Origin of the sequence: Flavobacterium terrae (assembly GCF_900142035.1) — a bacterium.
Taxonomy (GTDB): Bacteria; Bacteroidota; Bacteroidia; order Flavobacteriales; family Flavobacteriaceae; genus Flavobacterium; species Flavobacterium terrae.
Window position 1 is genome coordinate 56653 of record NZ_FQZI01000005.1, and the last position, 18522, is coordinate 75174.

General features: G+C 32.7%; 16 protein-coding genes. 2 read left to right on the plus strand and 14 right to left on the minus strand.

Going from position 1 to position 18522, the window contains the following annotated elements; translation table 11 throughout:
• The first annotated feature begins 23 nt into the window (after positions 1-23).
• Positions 24-590, plus strand: a complete 567-nt coding sequence (locus BUC09_RS12140; protein ID WP_073311870.1) for a YceI family protein — start codon at positions 24-26, stop codon at positions 588-590.
• A gap of 173 nt (positions 591-763) precedes the next feature.
• The gene (locus BUC09_RS12145; protein WP_073311871.1) at positions 764-1711 is read left to right on the plus strand and encodes a hypothetical protein; all 948 of its coding nucleotides are present in this window, start codon (positions 764-766) and stop codon (positions 1709-1711) included.
• A gap of 98 nt (positions 1712-1809) precedes the next feature.
• On the opposite strand, the gene BUC09_RS12150 is transcribed toward BUC09_RS12145, so the two are convergent.
• The 14 genes from BUC09_RS12150 to BUC09_RS12215 form a co-directional block, all read right to left on the minus strand.
• On the minus strand, positions 1810-3264 hold the full coding sequence (locus BUC09_RS12150) for a TSUP family transporter (RefSeq protein ID WP_073311872.1): 1455 nt from the start codon (positions 3262-3264) through the stop codon (positions 1810-1812).
• The gene (locus tag BUC09_RS12155; RefSeq protein ID WP_073311873.1) at positions 3257-4003 is read right to left on the minus strand and encodes a DUF2490 domain-containing protein; all 747 of its coding nucleotides are present in this window, start codon (positions 4001-4003) and stop codon (positions 3257-3259) included. Before BUC09_RS12155 ends, BUC09_RS12150 begins: the two co-directional genes overlap by 8 nt.
• Positions 4000-5646, minus strand: a complete 1647-nt coding sequence (locus BUC09_RS12160; RefSeq protein WP_073311874.1) for an NADPH-dependent assimilatory sulfite reductase hemoprotein subunit — start codon at positions 5644-5646, stop codon at positions 4000-4002. Before BUC09_RS12160 ends, BUC09_RS12155 begins: the two co-directional genes overlap by 4 nt.
• A gap of 70 nt (positions 5647-5716) precedes the next feature.
• Positions 5717-7387 carry a diflavin oxidoreductase gene (locus BUC09_RS12165; RefSeq protein WP_073311875.1) on the minus strand — a complete coding sequence of 557 codons (1671 nt, stop codon included), beginning with the start codon at positions 7385-7387 and terminating at the stop codon, positions 5717-5719.
• Positions 7377-8198, minus strand: coding sequence for a uroporphyrinogen-III C-methyltransferase (gene cobA / locus BUC09_RS12170; protein ID WP_073311876.1), 822 nt, complete (start codon positions 8196-8198; stop codon positions 7377-7379). The genes BUC09_RS12165 and cobA overlap by 11 nt, the downstream gene beginning before the upstream one ends.
• Before the next feature lie 81 nt (positions 8199-8279).
• Positions 8280-9188, minus strand: coding sequence for a cysteine synthase A (gene cysK / locus BUC09_RS12175; protein WP_073311877.1), 909 nt, complete (start codon positions 9186-9188; stop codon positions 8280-8282).
• A 34-nt stretch (positions 9189-9222) separates the two neighbouring features.
• Positions 9223-10038, minus strand: coding sequence for a serine O-acetyltransferase EpsC (gene epsC / locus BUC09_RS12180; protein ID WP_073311878.1), 816 nt, complete (start codon positions 10036-10038; stop codon positions 9223-9225).
• Between the two features lies 1 nt (position 10039).
• Positions 10040-11272 (minus strand): sulfate adenylyltransferase subunit 1, encoded by a 1233-nt coding sequence (locus BUC09_RS12185; RefSeq protein WP_073311879.1) that lies wholly within the window; start codon positions 11270-11272, stop codon positions 10040-10042.
• Positions 11273-11361: 89 nt separating this feature from the next.
• On the minus strand, positions 11362-12267 hold the full coding sequence (gene cysD / locus BUC09_RS12190; RefSeq protein WP_073311880.1) for a sulfate adenylyltransferase subunit CysD: 906 nt from the start codon (positions 12265-12267) through the stop codon (positions 11362-11364).
• Between the two features lie 14 nt (positions 12268-12281).
• Entirely contained in the window at positions 12282-12974 is a 693-nt protein-coding gene (locus tag BUC09_RS12195) for a phosphoadenylyl-sulfate reductase (RefSeq protein WP_073311881.1), read from the minus strand.
• Positions 12975-13477: 503 nt separating this feature from the next.
• Positions 13478-16648 carry a M1 family aminopeptidase gene (locus tag BUC09_RS12200; RefSeq protein WP_073311882.1) on the minus strand — a complete coding sequence of 1057 codons (3171 nt, stop codon included), beginning with the start codon at positions 16646-16648 and terminating at the stop codon, positions 13478-13480.
• A complete protein-coding gene (locus BUC09_RS12205) occupies positions 16645-17526 on the minus strand; it encodes an ABC transporter ATP-binding protein (protein WP_073311883.1) in 882 nt (293 codons plus the stop codon). The genes BUC09_RS12200 and BUC09_RS12205 overlap by 4 nt, the downstream gene beginning before the upstream one ends.
• A 158-nt stretch (positions 17527-17684) precedes the next feature.
• Positions 17685-17891 (minus strand): helix-turn-helix domain-containing protein, encoded by a 207-nt coding sequence (locus BUC09_RS12210; RefSeq protein ID WP_073311884.1) that lies wholly within the window; start codon positions 17889-17891, stop codon positions 17685-17687.
• 2 nt (positions 17892-17893) lie between these two features.
• Positions 17894-18409 carry a DUF2975 domain-containing protein gene (locus tag BUC09_RS12215; RefSeq protein ID WP_073311885.1) on the minus strand — a complete coding sequence of 172 codons (516 nt, stop codon included), beginning with the start codon at positions 18407-18409 and terminating at the stop codon, positions 17894-17896.
• Between the last annotated feature and the right edge of the window lie 113 nt (positions 18410-18522).

Consider the following 18522-nt stretch of genomic DNA (forward strand, 5'->3'; position numbering starts at 1 on the left):
ATTAATTAAATCAAAATTTAAACATGAAAAATTTAAAATCAATCGCTTTAGCATTAGTAGTTGCTTTAGGAACATTAACAGCAACAGCTCAAACAACAAAAAAAGTTGACGCTTCAAAAAGTAAAGTATTATGGTTAGCTAAAAAAGTTGGTGGTCAACATAATGGTGATGTTAACTTAAAAGAAGGTGCTTTAGTTTTTAACGGAAAAAAATTAGTTGGTGGAAACTTTACAGTAGACATGACTTCAATTAACACTACTGATTTACAAGGTGAGTATAAAGGTAAATTAGATGGTCACTTAAAAAATGATGATTTCTTTGCTGTTGAAAAATTCCCAACTTCAACTTTAGTTTTTAAATCAATTGGTGCAAAATCTGCTAATACTTACACAGTTACTGCTGACTTAACAATTAAAGGTATTACTGCTCCAGTAACTTTTGATATTGTTGCTAACAAAGGTGTTGCTAATGCAACTGTAATGGTTGACAGAACTAAATATGATATTAAATACGCTTCAAAAAACTTTGGTGCTTTAGCTGATAAAGCAATTGATGATGAATTTGAATTAAAAGTTAGCTTAAAATACTAATCAAACTCAGATTTGACCCAAAAAAAGAGCCGTTCTTGATGAACGGCTTTTTTCTTTTTTAAATACATTGAAGTATATATTTAAAATTATTAAAAAGTTAATTAATTCATTTTAAATGTTTTATTAAAATTTTGTACTATTTTTACTACAATATTAATTTTAAACCAAATAAAATGAAAACAAAATTTGTAAATGCCTTTAAAGGTTTATTAGTGCTTTCTGCTCTAATAATCAACAGTTGCCAAGATGACAGTATCGACACCGCGCAAAAAAGTTCTAATGAAAAACAATCAATCGAAAGTTTAAAGCAAGAATTAACTCCTGTTTCTTCACAGGAATTACCTCAAACTGTTCAAAACCAAATTGATCTTTCTAAAGCAAATCTTTCAAAGTATCTGAATAGTGATCTACAAATTGATCAAGTTGTTGTTTTAGGTAAGCTTAATACAGCCAAAGGAATTATGCTAGCACATGATGTTCTATCTAGTAATGAGAATACCATAGCTTTTGGAAATATTAAAGATGTAAAAACGGTTGTTATTGCTAAAATGAAAAAAATATACTCAGGCGATAAATTAACTGCAACTCAAAAAAACATTAAAGATGTTGTTGTTAATGAAATAAAACCAAATGATAACTTACTTGAAATAACTTGGTTAAATAAAGGCCAAAAATTCACATCATTTTGTGTTTACAGAGACTCAGGAATTGTATGGGATAATGTACTAAGTGGCTTAATAATTATGGATCCTAAAGGAAATACTGAGGTTTCTAATGAAGGTCAATCAAAAATTGCATCAAAATGGTACAAACAATGGTGGACAGCTACTTGGCTTTGGGGATCAGACCGTGGAGAAATTGGTTATCAAATAACAATTTACTATAGCGGTTCAACTGTATCTAATACAGATGTTAACGATTGGGGGTCAATGTCTTTAGGCTCAGCTAGAAGCGAAAGCAAAGTAACAAAAGAAACTGGTAGTTATGGTCAATGTAGATATGCACTAGGTTTATGTACTCCAACCGGTTCTTTAAGTTTTAGCTATAGTTCTTTTTCAGTATCTTTTTCAGGACTTGGAAGCAATATCATTGCTAACGGAAATAAATCTCTTTATCCTTGATTTGATTTCCAATAAAAGCAAAAAACTCCTGAATTATTCAGGAGTTTTTTTATATGATATTCATTTATATTCAGAATTAGAATATAGTAAGAGAAAATCTATACAATTTTGAGTAACATTCTTACGCTAAACACAATAACTAAAAAAGCTACTAGTAAAATAGCTGTTTTTTGCGGAAGTTTTCCTGCTAGCTTTGCGGCCAAAGGAGCTGCTAGAGAGCCTCCTAAAATTAAACCTACCACAATATACCAATGACTAACTCCTAAAGAAGCAAAAAAAGTAATTGATGCAGCCAAAGTCACAAAAAACTCAGCTAAGCTTACTGTTCCAATTACATATTTTGACTTTCTCCCTTTTGCCAAGAGTGTAGATGTAACAATAGGTCCCCAACCTCCTCCTCCAAAAGCATCAAAAAAACCTCCTGAAAAACCTAAAACACCAGTATGTTTCACTTGTTTTTTATCAATCTTTTCACGAAAAGCAATCACTATCAACCGAATGCCTATCAACATTGTGTAAGTCGCTAATACACCATAAGTAATTGTTTCATACTTATCTCCTAAGTAAATCAACAACAAAGCACCACTTACGGCTCCAATAGCACCAGGAATAGCCAACCAAAACAATAGTTTTTTATTTACGTTACCAAATTTATAATGCGAAAAACCACTGATACCGCTTGAAAACATTTCGGCTGTATGAATACTACCACTAATCGCTGGTAATTTTATACCAAAAAGCATCATACTTGTAGCACAAGTCACGCCATATCCCAATCCTACAGCACCATCTACAATTTGTGCAAAAAATCCAACAGCAATCATAGCAAAAAAAGCTTGAGGGATATTACTAGCTAAATGATTCAAATCGGTTACAGAAATTATTGTAGATAAACCATATCCAAAAAATACTGCTAAAAAAATACCTGCAATTTGAAAAACTAGTTTTTTATAATTTTGTTCCTTCTTAGTAGAATTTGTCTGATCTACTAAAACTGAAGTCACTTGATTCAAAGAAGCTAATTTACTCTGAAAATCACCTTTGTGTTTCTCTCTAAAAGCATTTAAATTTTCGATGCTTTCATTAATATTTTCTGGAATAGTATCTTCTAAATGTTCGCGCAATCTTCTGGCCAATACAGGTGACTTTCCATTGGTCGAAATGGCGATTTTAAGATGCCCTTTCTTTACAATTGATCCTAAATAAAAATCACATAAATCTGGCTGATCAGCAGAGTTAACCAATATCTTTAGTTGATTTGCTTTTTGTTTAATTTGTGTGTTTAAAACTTTATCATTCGTCGCTGTTATAACAAAATCAGTTTCTTTTAAATCATTCTCTTCAAAAGGACGCTCATGAAAAACAATATGCGGGTTTTGAGCTAAAACTTCCTTCACCTTTAAAGAAATCTCTATAGCAATTAATTTGATGCTAACATTAGGATTTTGGCGTAACAAAGTCTCTGTTTTTTCTAAACCCACATTGCCACCACCTACTATCAAAAAACGTGCTGTTTCAGTTTTTAAAAATATTGGAAATAGAGTATTAGTCATTGTTCTTTTTATTTAATTCGATTGTGTGAAAAATTGATAGTCTCAAAATGTCTCTATTATAAAAATCTGTTCCTGTATTTAACTGTTGGAACCAATTCATATAGCCAACTTCAAAAGCCAATGATTTATTCCATTTGTAATTTAGACCTAGATAAATTCGATTTTGGTCAAAAGTATTTTTAACAACTTTTTTACCCATGTTAAACATCACCTCATCTTTTACTTTTACGATTAGTTTTTCGTCTCCTTCATTTTTTAAAATTGGAAAATCAATTCCTAATTGATATCTAAATCTAAAATTAGAAAAACGATAACCTCCAACTAAACGATTGTTTTCAACATCGTGAAAAAAACGTGCCTCGGCTTTATAACGATGATTTATAGTTAAAAAACGTAGCTTTTGCTTATTGTTAAATCCAAAATCTGGTCTTAATTCTGGAACTGTGAGATTGCTTTCAGATTCAGGATCATTTGGGTTTTGTAAAAAATAAGTTATTCCTGCTGATGCATTCCAATTACCTGTCAACTTTCTTTCCAAATTTGATCGAAAAACCAACTGATGTTGCGCTGTTGGATTATAAAATTGGCGCTCTTGAATTTCACTCAACAAAGACCATTTTTCATTAAATTTTAATGTATTATAATATCCATACCAGATAAGCTGTTGTTTTTCTATATTTTTTTGTGCCAATAAAAGCTTTGGAAATAATAAAACTGTAAGCAAAATTATTTTTTTCATTTTTCTAAAATCACACGATAAGTATAATCGCCAAAAGTTTCTGAATCCAGTCTTTCTTCAACATATCTTCCTAATAAAACATCAACTTCTTCTAGAATCTGCGCTTCTGTTTGTTTCTCTTTATAAATTTTGTTTAATCTTTCCCCGAATCGGTCACCACCCAACATGAAATTATATTGCTCTGGCCCAGTGCCTACGAAACCTAATTCGGCTACATATGGACGACCACATCCATTAGGGCAACCCGTCATTCGAATTGTAATTTCATCATTAGTTAAACTATGCTTTTCTAACAAAGGCTCAATTTTAGTAACCAATTCCGGAAGGTAACGTTGTGCTTCCGCCAATGCTAGTGGACAAGTTGGTAATGCTACACAGGCCATCGAATTTTTACGCAAAGCACTTACCTGTTTTTCGATGTCATGCTCAACCAATAATGCTTCAACCTTAACTTTGTTCTTATCTTCAATTTCTCCTAGAATCAAATTTTGATTCCCTGAAAAAATAAAGTTGTTAATTTTCAATTGAGCCAATTCATATAAAAACTGTTTTTGATAAGGCTGTACAACTCCGTGCTCTACAAAAAGCGTATAAAACCATTTTCCTTGGTGATTTTGTTCCCAACCAAAACGGTCACTTCTTTCAGTAAACTTGTAAGCTCTTTCTGGTTCGAATTCAAATCCGATACGGCTTTCCAATTCCTTTTTAAAACCTTCAACAGTCAGTTTATCCACAGTATATTTCAAACGAGACAATTTTCTATCGACTCTGTTTCCAAAGTCACGCTGTACTGTTAGAATTTCATAAACTGCTTTTAATGTTTTTTCTTCAGTATCTGTAAAACCAATGATGGTAGCTAAGCGTGAATACGTATTAGGATTACCGTGGGTTGTTGCCAATCCGCCGCCAATAGCAATATTAAACCCTTTCAATTCATCATTTTCAATAATAGCAATTAAACCAATATCATTGGTAAACACATCGACATCATTACTTGGTGGAATGGCAATACCGATTTTAAATTTCCTAGGCAAATAACGGTCTTCATACAAAGGATCAGCTTCAGATGAACGCTCATAAATCTTTTCTCCATCAATAAACACTTCATAATACGATTGTGTTTTTGGTAGAAGTAAAGTCGAAATCTTGTCGGCATACTCATAAATCTGTTTATGGATAGGCGAAATTTGTGGATGCGAACTCACAATCACATTTCTATTCACATCACCACATGCTGCAATTGAATCCAGTTTTGCTGTATTGAACGCTTGAATAGTTGGTCGCAATTGATGTTTTAACAAACCATGCAATTGAACTGTTTGTCGTGTAGTAATTTTTAAAGTTCCAGTTCCATATTGTTCCGATATTTCGTGGGTTGCCAACCATTGATCAGCATTAATCACTCCTCCAGGAATACGAAGACGAATCATAAATGAATACAGTTTGTCTAATTTTTTTGCTGCTCTTTCTACTCTTCGGTCACGGTCATCCTGTACATACATTCCGTGGAATTTTACTAAGGTCTCATCATCCGGACGTACATTTCCTGTGTGGTTATCGATATCAATACTTTCTTTTAGCGTTCCTCTTAATCCGTCGCTGTTAATTTTTATATATTCTACTGGTGATAATTTCTCGCTCATTTTTTATTGGCTTTAGGCATTACGCTTTAAGCTTTAGGCATATTGCTTATAGCTTATAGTATATTGCATATTAATACACGTCTTTTTGATATTTACCTTGTTCTTCTAATTGATCTAAAACTTCTTTTGCTTTTTCTATAGATATGTTTCTTTGTGTAGCGATTACTTCAATAATCGTATTTTCAACATCCTTACTCATAGGGTCTTTTTGTCCGCAGATATAAATCGAGGCCCCGCTTTCCAACCAAGAATTGAATTCGGCTGCATTTTCTTTGATACGATCTTGCACATAAATTTTACGCTCCTGATCTCTAGAAAAAGCTGTACTTAACTTCGTTAATACACCGGTACTTAACCATTCCTGAATTTCAGTTTGGTAATAAAAGTCTAAAGCGAAATGTTGTTCACCAAAGAATAACCAATTTCTACCTTCAGCACCAGTTACGTCACGTTGTGCCAAGAAACTTCTAAACGGTGCAATACCCGTTCCTGGACCAATTAAAATGATATCACTATCATCAGCTGGGAGTCGGAAATTATTGTTTTTATGGATATAGAAATCATAATCAGTATCCAAAGGATAATCCGCTAAAAACTGAGAAGTCAAACCTGTTCTTAACTCATCACCCACTTTGAAACTATTCAAATTTACCGTCAAATGAACCTGCCCATCATGTGCTTCCGAAGCGGATGAAATAGAATACAATCTAGGCGCAATAGGATGCAGTACAGCCAATAAATCTTCAAGTGCTCCTTTCTCAGGTTGGTATTTTTTAATTACATCAACCAAATCTGCTTTCTCTTCTTCAATTGTAACATCCCAAATTTTCCCGAGGGCTTCCAGTGATTTTTTAGACAAACCACGAATGTTTTTATTTTGGAGTTGTGCTATATCGGATATACCAAAATGATTTGTAATAGCCAACAATTCAGTTTCATTATTTTTTGGAATTAATCCCAAAGCATCACCTGGTTCGTATGTCACTTCTTCATTCGGAGTAATCTCTAAATGATACGTTTCTTTATTGGAACCTCTATCATTTAATACAATCTTATGAGTGATTTGGCCTGTAAAATTTTGTTTGTGCGAAGAACTTGCTACTGCTGCTTTTACTACTGAAGCAGCTGTTGTTCCATTAGTATTGAAAGCATTTTGCAAATCACTTTCCCATGTAGGAATCAAATTTGCGTAATCTACATCTGCCTTTACTAAAGGCAATAAACGTTTTGCTCCTTTTTCAGCCAGAACCTCATCTAATAAAACTCCAGCATTACAGAACAGAGGATACGAAGAATCACCTAAACCAAATACTGCAAACGACAATTTATCCAACTTACCATTGAATGCTTTTACCGCTTCGTAAAACCCAACAGCATTCTGAGGAAACTCGCCTTCACCCTGTGTACTTATTACAAATAAAACATGTGTTTCTTTTTGCAGCTTTGTCAAATCGAACTGCGCTACATCGACACTTTTCGCTTGGATTTTATTCTTTTTGAAAGTTGCCTGAATTTGAGAAGCTACTTTTTTAGAATTTCCCGTTTCGGTACCATAAACAATTAACGGTTTAACCACTACTGCTGGAACATTATTTTGAATTACAGGGACATTTCCTGTTGTTTCGATTCCAAAATTCTTAGCTAAATAACCCGCTAAAAAACCCTTAGCATAGATAAGCTCTTCATTGGTCGCATTTTGCACCAATTGTTCTAATAAATTATGTTTTGTTTCAGATAGCATTTTGATAAATGGTTTTGTGATTATCGAAATAAGATTCGGTTACTGATTTTTCCTTGAACCAAGCAAACTCTTGATGTAGTGACACTACATTTCCTACAATGATTAAAGTTGGAACATATTCAAATTCAGGAATTGGACCATTTAATATTTCATTGAACGAAAACACTTTAGTCTTTTGGCTAGGCGTTGTTGCCTGCTGGATCACTGCAACTCCTTTTTTTGAGTCAATATTTTGAGCAATTAATTTTTGGGCTAATACATCTAATTTTTGGCCACTCATATAAAAAACTAAAGTATCATTTGTTGAAGCCCACTCAGCCCATTGCTTATTTTCAACATTTTCTAAATCATACAAAGTCAGGAATCGAAGTCCGCGGGAATATCCTCTAGCGGTTAACGGCATACCAGTATAAGCAGCAGCACCAAAAGCAGCTGAAATTCCAGGGATAATTTCGTAAGGAATGTTATTTTTAGCCAAAACCTGAAGTTCATCCAATATATTTGAGAACAAAGTCGAATCACCTCCTTTTAATCGAAGTACCAATTTTCCTTGTTGTGCAAAAAGAACAATTAACTCGTTTATATCTTGTTGCGGCGTCCAAACTCCCTTTGAACATTGTTTTCCCACATACACAATTTCAGCCTCTTTACGAGCATATTCATCAATAAGTTCAGGCGAAACTAGTCGGTCAGTCAAGACCACATCAGCTTTTTGCAAGTACTTCAACGCCTTGAGGCTGATGAGTTCAGGATCACCTGGACCTGCGCCTGCCAAGATTACTTTTCCTGTATGTTTTATACTTCTTTCCATTATTTTTAGGTATGAGTAGTCCCTGTCGAGCCAGTTAAGACACGATAAAACACTATTATTTAAATGATTATTTTTTAAGAATTAGAACAACCCTTCAATAGACAGATAACGCTCACCGGTATCGTAATTGAAAGTTAAAATCGTAGCATTATCAGGTAAAGTCGCCGCTTTTTTAGCCACAGCCGCCAATGAAGCCCCAGTAGAAATTCCTACTAAAATTCCTTCCTGTTTTGCGATGTTTCTTGCATATTCAAAAGCTTCGTCTTTACTTACCTGAATTACCTCGTCGATTAAATCACCTTGATATATTTCAGGTATAAAACCTGCTCCAATACCTTGAATTGGATGTGGAGACGGAGCACCACCACTTAAAACTGGTGACAATTCCGGTTCAACCGCAATGACTTTAACGTTTGGAAATTTCTCTTTAACTATTGAAGCAACACCAGTTATATGTCCACCTGTACCTACTCCAGTTATGATATAATCCAATCCGTCAGGGAAATCAGCAAGAATTTCCTGTGCTGTTGTTTTTTTATGTACTTCAACATTCGCTTGATTGGCAAACTGAGAAGGTGACCATGCATTTGGTGTTTGGCTTACCAATTCGTTAGCACGTTCAATAGCACCTTTCATACCTTTTTCACGAGGGGTTAAATCAAATTCGGCTCCGTAGATTTCCATTAATTTTCTACGTTCTATACTCATAGATTCAGGCATTACAAGGATTACTTTGTATCCTTTTACAGCTGCCACCAATGCTAAACCAATTCCGGTGTTTCCAGAAGTAGGTTCAATAATTACACTATCAGCATTTAAAATTCCTTTGGCTTCAGCATCTTCAATCATGGCTAGAGCAATACGGTCCTTGATACTGTTGCCTGGATTGTTTCTTTCTAATTTTAGAAAGACATTTTGGTTTTTATATAACTTATTAATTTTTACTACTGGAGTATTTCCGATTGTTTCTAAAATAGTATTTGCTTTCATGATATTAAATCTTTTATTGTGTTGTTATTATTTTTTAAATCACATAATTAAGTGGTTCAGGAAATTCGCTTTTTTTCTTAATCTCGATCTCGCTTTTATGATAAACCAAAGAGTTTTCTGGAACCGAATTCGTTAACCAAACATTCCCCCCTATGACTGAGTTTGCTCCAATTGTAGTTTTACCTCCTAAAATGGTTGCATTGGCATAAATGGTGACATTATTTTCAATGGTTGGGTGGCGTTTTTCTGAAGCGCTGTCTTTAGAAACCGATAAAGCTCCCAAGGTCACTCCTTGATAAATTTTTACGTTGTTACCAATTTTAGAAGTTTCACCTATCACAATCCCGGTTCCATGATCTATAAAAAACTTTTCTCCAATTTCTGCTCCTGGATGGATATCTATTCCTGTTTTTCCGTGTACATATTCCGAAATAACCCTTGGAATAATAGGCACATTTAATTTCCAAAACACATTTGCTATCCTATACGCCGTGATGGCAAAAAAACCAGGATAAGCAATTAACACTTCTTCTTTGGATTTAGCCGCAGGATCAAAATTCACTATGGTTTCCAAATCATTATCCAAAACATAATGTAATTGTTCAAGTTGTTCGAAAAAGTAATTGGAATACACTATTATTTGATTTGTATCTTCGACTGTTTTAGCCAAAATATTTTGAAGTTTGATTTGGAGTAATTTTTCTTTATTCTGAAAAAACCGATAATTATTGTACTCCTGATTGATATCAAACAACCAATTGATTAATTCATCCACCCAATCTTCAACATTTCGTTTATTGATTGGGTTTCTGACCCTTTCTTGATTTTTTAAGTAAATTGAATATGACATATTACAAAAACATTAAAGCACCAACGGTATTATAACTTGTTTCATCTATTAAAACCGCGTTACCTGATTTTGAATTTTTATCAAAAGCATCGTAAAACAACGGTTGATTTGTTCTCAGAGTTACTTGTGCGATATCATTTAACTGTATCGTATCGCCCTCTGTAAATTGCCATTGATTAACATTCCATTTACGGTTTACTTCTTGCACCTTAACCCTTACATTTTTAAATCGGTGTTGCAACAAGTATGTTTTTCCAACCTGTAAAGAAGCATTATCCAACCAAGAAATCCAAGTAGTGATTTGGTTTGATTCTAAAGGAAGCTGATTGCTTAAAACCACTGTATCACCACGGCTGATATCTACATCTTTTTCAAAATGCAAAACGACATTATCTCCTGCTACACCTTCATTAATTTCTTCTAAATTTTTCTCTATTTTGACAATTTTGGTTTCAATTTTAGAAGGTAGAATCGTCACTAAATCTCCCACTTTATATGTTCCGCTTAATACTAAACCTGCATAACCTCTGTAATCGTGATTCTTTTCATCTTTGGGACGAATTACCCATTGTACTTGAAAACGTGAAGCCAAATCTTTGGTAGTATTAATCTCTACAGATTCTAAAGTTTCTAAAAGAGCTTTACCGGTGTACCAAGGAGTATTTTCTGATTTTCTAACAATATTGTCCCCAACCAAAGCGCTCACAGGAATATAAATTACTTCATCATAATTCAATTCTTTTTTAATTGTTTCGAAATCCGATTGAATTTGATTGAAAGTTTGTTCTGAATAATTCAGCAAGTCAATCTTATTAATAGCTATAATAGCTTTTTTGATTCCCATTAATGAACCAACGCTTGCGTGACGTTTTGTTTGTTCTGTAATTCCATTTCGAGCATCGACTAAAATGATGATCAAATCGGAATTTGAAGCACCAGTAATCATGTTTCGAGTATACTGTTCATGTCCTGGAGCATCAGCAATGATGAATTTTCTTTTCTTAGTTGAAAAATATTTATAAGCTACATCAATAGTGATTCCTTGCTCGCGTTCTGCACGAAGGCCATCTGTGATTAATGACAAATCAATGTCAACTCCTTCTTGTTTCGTTTGCTTTTGTAAAACACCTAGTTGGTCTGTATGTATACTATCAGAGTCATAAAGTAAACGCCCTATTAAAGTACTTTTACCGTCGTCTACGTTTCCTGCTGTTATAAATCGTAATGTGTTCATTTTGAGTTATGAATTATAAGTTATGAATGATGAGTTGTTACTATTCTTTTCGTTTGTACAACTCCTTCACTTCTTTTCTTTTATCTTTTTTAAAAATATCCTTGTTTTTTTCTGTCTTCCATGGCAGCTTCCGAGAGTTGGTCGTCTAATCGTGTTTGACCTCTTTCACTAATTCTTGTTTGTATGATATCATCAATAATATCCTGAATCGTTGCTGCTTGAGAAGGAACTGCTGCTGTACAAGTCATATCTCCTACTGTTCTGTAACGTACTCTTTCAACTACTACTGTGTCTCCTTCTTGAGGTTGAATAAATTGTGAAGTAGCGACTAATTTATCTTGATGAACAATACATTCTCTATCATGAGCAAAATATAAACTTGGTAATTCTATGTTATATTTTTGAATGTAATTCCATACATCTAACTCGGTCCAATTGCTGATTGGAAAAACACGAACATTATGTCCTTTTTGAACTTTTCCGTTTAAGATATCCCACAACTCTGGACGTTGCAATTTGGGATCCCATTGACCAAAGTCATCGCGAACTGAAAAGATACGCTCTTTAGCTCTGGCTTTTTCTTCATCACGTCTTGCACCACCAATACATGCATCAAATTCATTTTCCTGAATTGTATCTAATAAAGTATATGTTTGTAATGCATTACGTGAAGGAAATCGTCCAGCAGTTTCTTTCAAATTGTATTTTTTGATACTTTCTTCAACATTACCCACTATCAATTTCTCTCCAATTTGATTCACCAATTTATCTCTGAATTCTATCGCTTCAGGAAAATTATGCCCCGTGTCTATGTGAACTAATGGGAAAGGGAATTTTCCAGGTCTAAAAGCTTTCAATGCTAAATGAACTAAAACAATAGAATCTTTTCCACCCGAAAACAACAATGCAGGTTTTTCAAATTGAGCAGCAGTTTCACGAAGAATATAAATTGCTTCGTTTTCTAATTGTTCCAAATAATCGTTAGTATGACTCATCTTTATTTTGTTTTTTATTTATGTAATCCACATTCTTTTTTTGATTGATCTTCCCACCACCAGCGGCCAGCTCTAAAATCTTCTCCCTCTCTCACCGCTCTGGTACAAGGAGCACAACCTATGCTAATGAAATTTTGATCGTGTAGGGTATTGTAAGGCACTCCTTTTTGTTTTAAATAATGCACTACTTCATCAGTTGTCCAATGTAGCAAAGGGTTGTATTTGTACAATTGATTTTGCTCATCCCTCTGAATAATTTTTAAATCATTACGATTATCAGATTGTTGTGCGCGTAATCCAGTAATCCAAATTTTAGCTCCTTTCAAAGCTTTTTTTAATGGTACTACTTTTCTAATATTACAGCACTCTTTTCTTAGTTCTACCGAATTATAAAATCCATTAATTCCGTTTGCATTTACATATTTTTCTAAATGATCTGCATCTGGATAATACACTCTAATAGGTTGATTGTATTGCAACAATGTTTTATCCCAAACTGCATATGTCTCTGGAAACAATCTTCCAGTGTCTAATGTAAAAGCCTCGATATTTTTTAATTTTTGACTAAAAATAGCATCAGTAATTACCTGATCTTCGATACCAAAACTTGTTGAAAAAACAATCTTATCTTCAAAATTGTCTGAAAGGAATTTTAATCCTTCCTCAAGACTCTTTTTTTGTTCTAATTGCTCTAAAAAATTATTCATTTGATTTTGTTTGTTATTTTAAAAATTGGGATAAAAAAAGCCTCTTGGAATCAAGAGGCTTCGTTTATGAATATATTATTTACTTTAAACAATACAATAGACGTCCTCTTGCGAAGTTTCGCATACAACAACACATCATCATACAAGCTGCAGATGTTAGTAAAGTCGTTATGATAATTATTGTATTCATTTAAATTTTATTGGTAATTATTTATTCAAAAAAAAAAACTCCTCAATTGCTTGAGGAGTTTTTTGCTTTTATATTGTAAATGTTTCAAACATTAACGTGTAGCATATAACCCCTCAGTTTCTGAGCAGCACATACACATCATCATATTTAAAACCTGATTTTTCATTATTTCTTTATTCTCTTTTGAATACTGCAAACGTATAACATTTTTATAATACACTCCAAACAAAAGATAATAATTTTTCAAAATAAAAAACATAAAACACTTAAAGACAACAACTTAGAATAATAAAAAAAATAACGAAATCAATTTTTAAATCGACAGTTTACTTTTCATTTTAAATAATTCATCTATTTTTTGATGAAACTTTTTTGGCGAAACTTTATACAATTCGTTTATTAAATCAGTTGATATTGGGTTCTTATTTGGAAATTTATTATTTAATAAAAATTGTTTTAAAGCCTGATTCACTTTTTCTTCACCAATCATTTCACTAAGAAGATACATTACCACAGTACCTTTTGAGTAAGAGATATGACGATCATCTGGTCTTACCTGATATAATGGTATTTCTTTATAAAAACCTTTTTCATTATTATAAATATCTAAATGCATTCTGACTCTATTGAGCATTTCTTCTTTACCATACATTTTTTTGAGAAGCATCATCTCAGTATACATGGCCAAAGTTTCAGTCAACATCACAGCTCCATCACGATTATCAGGATAAATTTGATTGCCTCCCCACCACAAATGGGCTAATTCATGACCTGCCAATTCATTAATTACATCTTGCTGTTTGTCTGCTTTTATATTACTGTGAAAAATCATATCCTCAGTCATGTAAATTGTTGCTGGATAAGCTGTAGCAGCAAAACCTTTTGTAAAACTTGAAACTTCAGCAAAACGAATAATTTTAAAAGGATATGACCCAAAATTCGTATCACAATAATCCATTGTTAACTTTGCATTTTTAATTAAGTGCTCTACATTTTCATAATGTGTTGGATGATAATACACCTCAAAACTCTTCCCTTTATAATGCTCTTTTTTTATAGAATATTTTGCAGATGAAACCGCAAAACGAAAAGGAATTTGGCTAACATGATATTCAAAATAATTTCGATTCCCTTTTTTCCATTGATTAACCAGTTCTCCCATCCCAATTGCTGTTTGATCATTAGAAGTACTAATTATCATATCCAAATTGATAAAATCATTATTAGGAGTTTTGGGAGCATTAAAAGCTTTTGAAACTGTCTTTTTACCCAATCCAAATTGCTTACGGATACTATCTTCTTGAATTTCATTATCCGAATCATAACCAAGCTGTGGATAATATCGACTGATTCGCATAAAAGATCCGTTTCCAACAATAGCATTAAACGATTGATGACCGTTTACTGGTTTCCAATGATAGGCTAATTTGAAACTAAAACTCGCTCTTTCTTTTGGTAGCATCGGTTGATTAAGTTTCAAAATTTGATGTTGATTTGTAACCAAATGAAGTTCATTTTTAAATTGAAAATCCGCTTTTTTAATTTCAAAACCATCTGAAAAACCGATAAGAACTTTATTAATTTTCGCTTCTGTTTTGTTTTCTAAAGTATAAGTTCCCTCAATCGTATAGCAATTTTCTTCAGGAAATAATTCAACTGTAGTTTTAACATCAGTGATTGTTGGCTGAGGCAAATTTTGATAACTCCTAAACTGTTTTTCATAATTGGCTTGAGCTTGCCATTCTAAATTTTCATTTTTAGAAATATATCCGTCATTTATTTTCTGGCTAAGTCCAAAAGCACTTAATCCTAACAATATAAGATATATATTACCTTTTTTAAAATGAAGTTTTCGAAGATGAATTAAGTAAAATGAGATAGATAACAATACAAAACCAAACAACAATCTATAAATAAACGCTTTTTCATAAGCTCCAAAACCATTCATATCGCTGTAATCGAAACTTATGCTATATAAAAACTTTAAAATAGGAAAAGTAACTAGCTTCTTTCCGAGAGGTGTTGCCATTAAAAAAGCAAATAAAGAAGCCAATCCAAGCGCAACATATTTATTAGAAATTATTCTTTGGATAACCAATAAAAAACCACTTAAAATAAATAACGGTAAAGAATTAAATAAAAACACTTTAGCATAAACACTCCATTGCAAAATAGAATAACCATATAAAAACTGAAAAGTAATTCCTTCTGCAATTAAAACCACTGAAAAACTCATTATTACAAACCACAGTGTAAACCAATGTGCCCAGAATTGCATTTTCACATTATAAGTACTCTCTTCAATAAGATTGAAATTAGCGTTCTTGCTTCTCCAAAAAACATCATGAGAATAAAATAAAACAACAATCACTCCCATTACATAAAAATTCTGAATAATCGTAGAAACCATTAAGCCTGAAGTGGCATACTTTTGAGGAATTCGGATGCCTTTCTCAATTTCTGCATACATCTCCATCCCAACAGCAAATAACAATGCTATGACAATTAACACGAATGGAATACTTTTAAAAATGTAAATCAGATTGATTTTAACGAACGTAAACAACGACTTGATTCTAAGATGCAAGCCTTCATTAATTTCGATAAAAGCAAAAGGAACGTTTTCTGAATCTTCATTTGTAGTGATCAAAACATTTTTTCTAAGCTTGGACTTTTTTGTTAAAGAAAATTTTTTGAAAGCAATAAAAAGTAACAATATTGAAATTAAAAGGATTCCTAATCGGTTCCAGATGAAAACGCCGTCAAAACCAATTATTTCAAAATTTCTTTGGCTTACCGTCCAATGCGCTGTTTGATTAAAAAAGGCTGACATTCCGAACGGATCCAAAATTCCTGAAATAAATTTTGTTTCTTCTGATTGTGGTAAACTTTGTGCCATGAATGGTGAACTTGAAAACAATAAAGCCACCATATACAAAATATAAAGTAACAAACCCCCAACATAAATCGACATCTTTGATTTTGAAAACCATGCTACTAAACACAAAACAGAAGTAACGAAAACTGTATTGACGACTGTGAAATAAAACATTGGAACAACATAATACATTAAATGAAATTCACCGCTTTCCATCATTTTTTTATTACTCATCTGTCCGATAAAAAAACTAATCGTCAAAACCAATGTCAATAAAAGACTCAAGCTTAAAACAGAAATAAAACGTCCAACTAAAAATTGCATTTTATCGATGGGAGTACTAAAATAGATTTGTTCAAAACGGTTATCGATTTCTTTAATTGCTAATTGTGCTGTAAAAAGAGTACTAAAAAAAATCGTAGTTAAACTAATAAATGCTGTAATAAAACTAACTTGATATGAAGAGTTGTAAAACACATTTTCACCTACTGAAAAACGAGCATTTTGTCCGCCAAAAACTCCAAAAATGAAAATGAAAAGTAGGACCAAGTAAAATCCCCATCTTTTGAAATAGGATTGCAAATCAAATTTAAAAACTGTTTTCATAGCACTAAAGATTTTTGATTCAACGTTGCAAAATATACGTCTTCCAAAGTCGGATTCACTTCTTGAAATCCTGACGGTTTATTATCCGAAAGCAAATGAATATTCATTTTCCCAGCTGTAAATTGTGAAGAGATAACCTGATACTTATTTTTATATGATATCAACTCCTCTTTTTGGATTTGTTTTCTCCAAATTTTCCCTTGCAAAGACTGAATAAGTTCTTCTGGATTACCTTGTAGAAGTACTTTTCCTTGGTTCATTATAGCCATGTTCGAACACAAATTACGAACGTCCTCCACCAAATGTGTTGAAAGAATTACGATACGTTCCTCTCCTATTTCACTCAATAAACTATTGAAACGGTTTCGTTCTTCTGGATCCAAACCTGCTGTGGGTTCGTCTACAATAATAATTTTTGGGTTACCCAATAAGGCTTGTGCCACACCAAAACGCTGACGCATCCCACCAGAAAACGTACTTAGTTCCTTTTTGCGATGCGATGACAAATTCACCTTTTCTAATAAGGAAAGAATCTGAATTTTTCGATCATTTATATTGGTGACACCTTTTAAAATAGCCAGATGATTTAATAAATCATACGCCGAAACCTTAGGATATACTCCAAAATCCTGTGGCAAAAAACCTAACTGCTTTTTAATGAATTCGGGGTTTTCTAAAACATTTACTTCGTTGAAGAAAATTTGCCCTTCATCTGCAGATTGCAAACCTACAATGGTTCGCATCAACGACGATTTCCCTGCTCCGTTTGGCCCTAACAAACCAAACATTCCATTGTCTATTTCAAGCGAAATGTTGTCAATGGCTTTTACTCCATTTTTATACTTTTTTTGGAGATTTTTGATGATTAAACTGTTCATTTTTGATTGATTTTTTTCCGATGCGCTCCAAAAAGTTTGGCTACGCCTCGGGTGATGATTATTGATTAAAAATTATATAATTCTGCTTTGAAAAATTGAGACAAAAGAAACCCTGTCGGTCAAAAAAACCGATAGTTAAAACTCTAATAAAATGATGCTTATTCGCTGATGTATTCTAACACATCTCCAGGCTGGCAATCCAAGGCTTTACAAATCGCTTCAAGCGTTTCAAATCGAATACCCTTTGCCTTTCCAGTCTTCAGAATAGATAAATTTGCAGGAGTAATCCCTAGAATTTCTGCCAATTCTTTAGACTGCATTTTACGCTTAGCTAGCATTACATCAACATTAACTATAATTGGCATATTTAAATATATAAATCTTGTTCGTTTTGTAAATTCAAACCTTGTTGAAAAATAGCAGCCATAAAAAATATAAAAATTCCCATTATTGCATGAGCTACAATCATGGCAAAAAATGGAAAATCTTCTACACTAAACAATGACCAAATAATTGCTGAAATTGGATACAAAATCAAATTGAACTGATAAAATTGTTTCAAGTTTTTCAATCCATCCACTGTAAATAATCGTTCTTGCTTAAAGGTCTTAAATACACTACTCAAAACCAAAAAAAACAAACCATAAATAGCCAAACCTAAGACCATTTCCGAAACATAAGCAACTGTATATTCAGACCCCAATAAAAAATGTTGCTTTGTAAAAGGAAAATTAATTGCATATCTGTTCTTTTCCATTATTTCGAAAAAAGGGCCTTCAAAAACACAATTAATCAAGGCATAAATAGCAACCAATAAATAAAAAAAAGCGACAATTTTAGTAACAACATATAAAAAAGAAGCTATTATTCGAACTACTTTCATAAATATCTTTTTAAATTCAACAAAGCAAATGTAACAATTAATTATCGTAAAACAATAATTTATTATCTTATTTTTATAATTTTAAAAAAATAATGTTTTAGAAATAAAATTTT

Bases quoted from the DNA above. Each gene is read 5' to 3' on its own strand.
- epsC (WP_073311878.1), bottom strand. From the start codon at position 10,038: ATGTCATATTCAATTTACTTAAAAAATCAAGAAAGGGTCAGAAACCCA.
- BUC09_RS12165 (WP_073311875.1), bottom strand. From the start codon at position 7,387: ATGCTATCTGAAACAAAACATAATTTATTAGAACAATTGGTGCAAAAT.
- BUC09_RS12150 (WP_073311872.1), bottom strand. From the start codon at position 3,264: ATGACTAATACTCTATTTCCAATATTTTTAAAAACTGAAACAGCACGT.
- BUC09_RS12200 (WP_073311882.1), bottom strand. From the start codon at position 16,648: ATGAAAACAGTTTTTAAATTTGATTTGCAATCCTATTTCAAAAGATGG.
- BUC09_RS12160 (WP_073311874.1), bottom strand. From the start codon at position 5,646: ATGAGCGAGAAATTATCACCAGTAGAATATATAAAAATTAACAGCGAC.
- BUC09_RS12195 (WP_073311881.1), bottom strand. From the start codon at position 12,974: ATGAATAATTTTTTAGAGCAATTAGAACAAAAAAAGAGTCTTGAGGAA.
- BUC09_RS12145 (WP_073311871.1), top strand. From the start codon at position 764: ATGAAAACAAAATTTGTAAATGCCTTTAAAGGTTTATTAGTGCTTTCT.
- BUC09_RS12185 (WP_073311879.1), bottom strand. From the start codon at position 11,272: ATGAACACATTACGATTTATAACAGCAGGAAACGTAGACGACGGTAAA.
- BUC09_RS12205 (WP_073311883.1), bottom strand. From the start codon at position 17,526: ATGAACAGTTTAATCATCAAAAATCTCCAAAAAAAGTATAAAAATGGA.
- BUC09_RS12155 (WP_073311873.1), bottom strand. From the start codon at position 4,003: ATGAAAAAAATAATTTTGCTTACAGTTTTATTATTTCCAAAGCTTTTA.
- BUC09_RS12215 (WP_073311885.1), bottom strand. From the start codon at position 18,409: ATGAAAGTAGTTCGAATAATAGCTTCTTTTTTATATGTTGTTACTAAA.
- cysD (WP_073311880.1), bottom strand. From the start codon at position 12,267: ATGAGTCATACTAACGATTATTTGGAACAATTAGAAAACGAAGCAATT.
- cysK (WP_073311877.1), bottom strand. From the start codon at position 9,188: ATGAAAGCAAATACTATTTTAGAAACAATCGGAAATACTCCAGTAGTA.
- cobA (WP_073311876.1), bottom strand. From the start codon at position 8,198: ATGGAAAGAAGTATAAAACATACAGGAAAAGTAATCTTGGCAGGCGCA.
- BUC09_RS12140 (WP_073311870.1), top strand. From the start codon at position 24: ATGAAAAATTTAAAATCAATCGCTTTAGCATTAGTAGTTGCTTTAGGA.
- BUC09_RS12210 (WP_073311884.1), bottom strand. From the start codon at position 17,891: ATGCCAATTATAGTTAATGTTGATGTAATGCTAGCTAAGCGTAAAATG.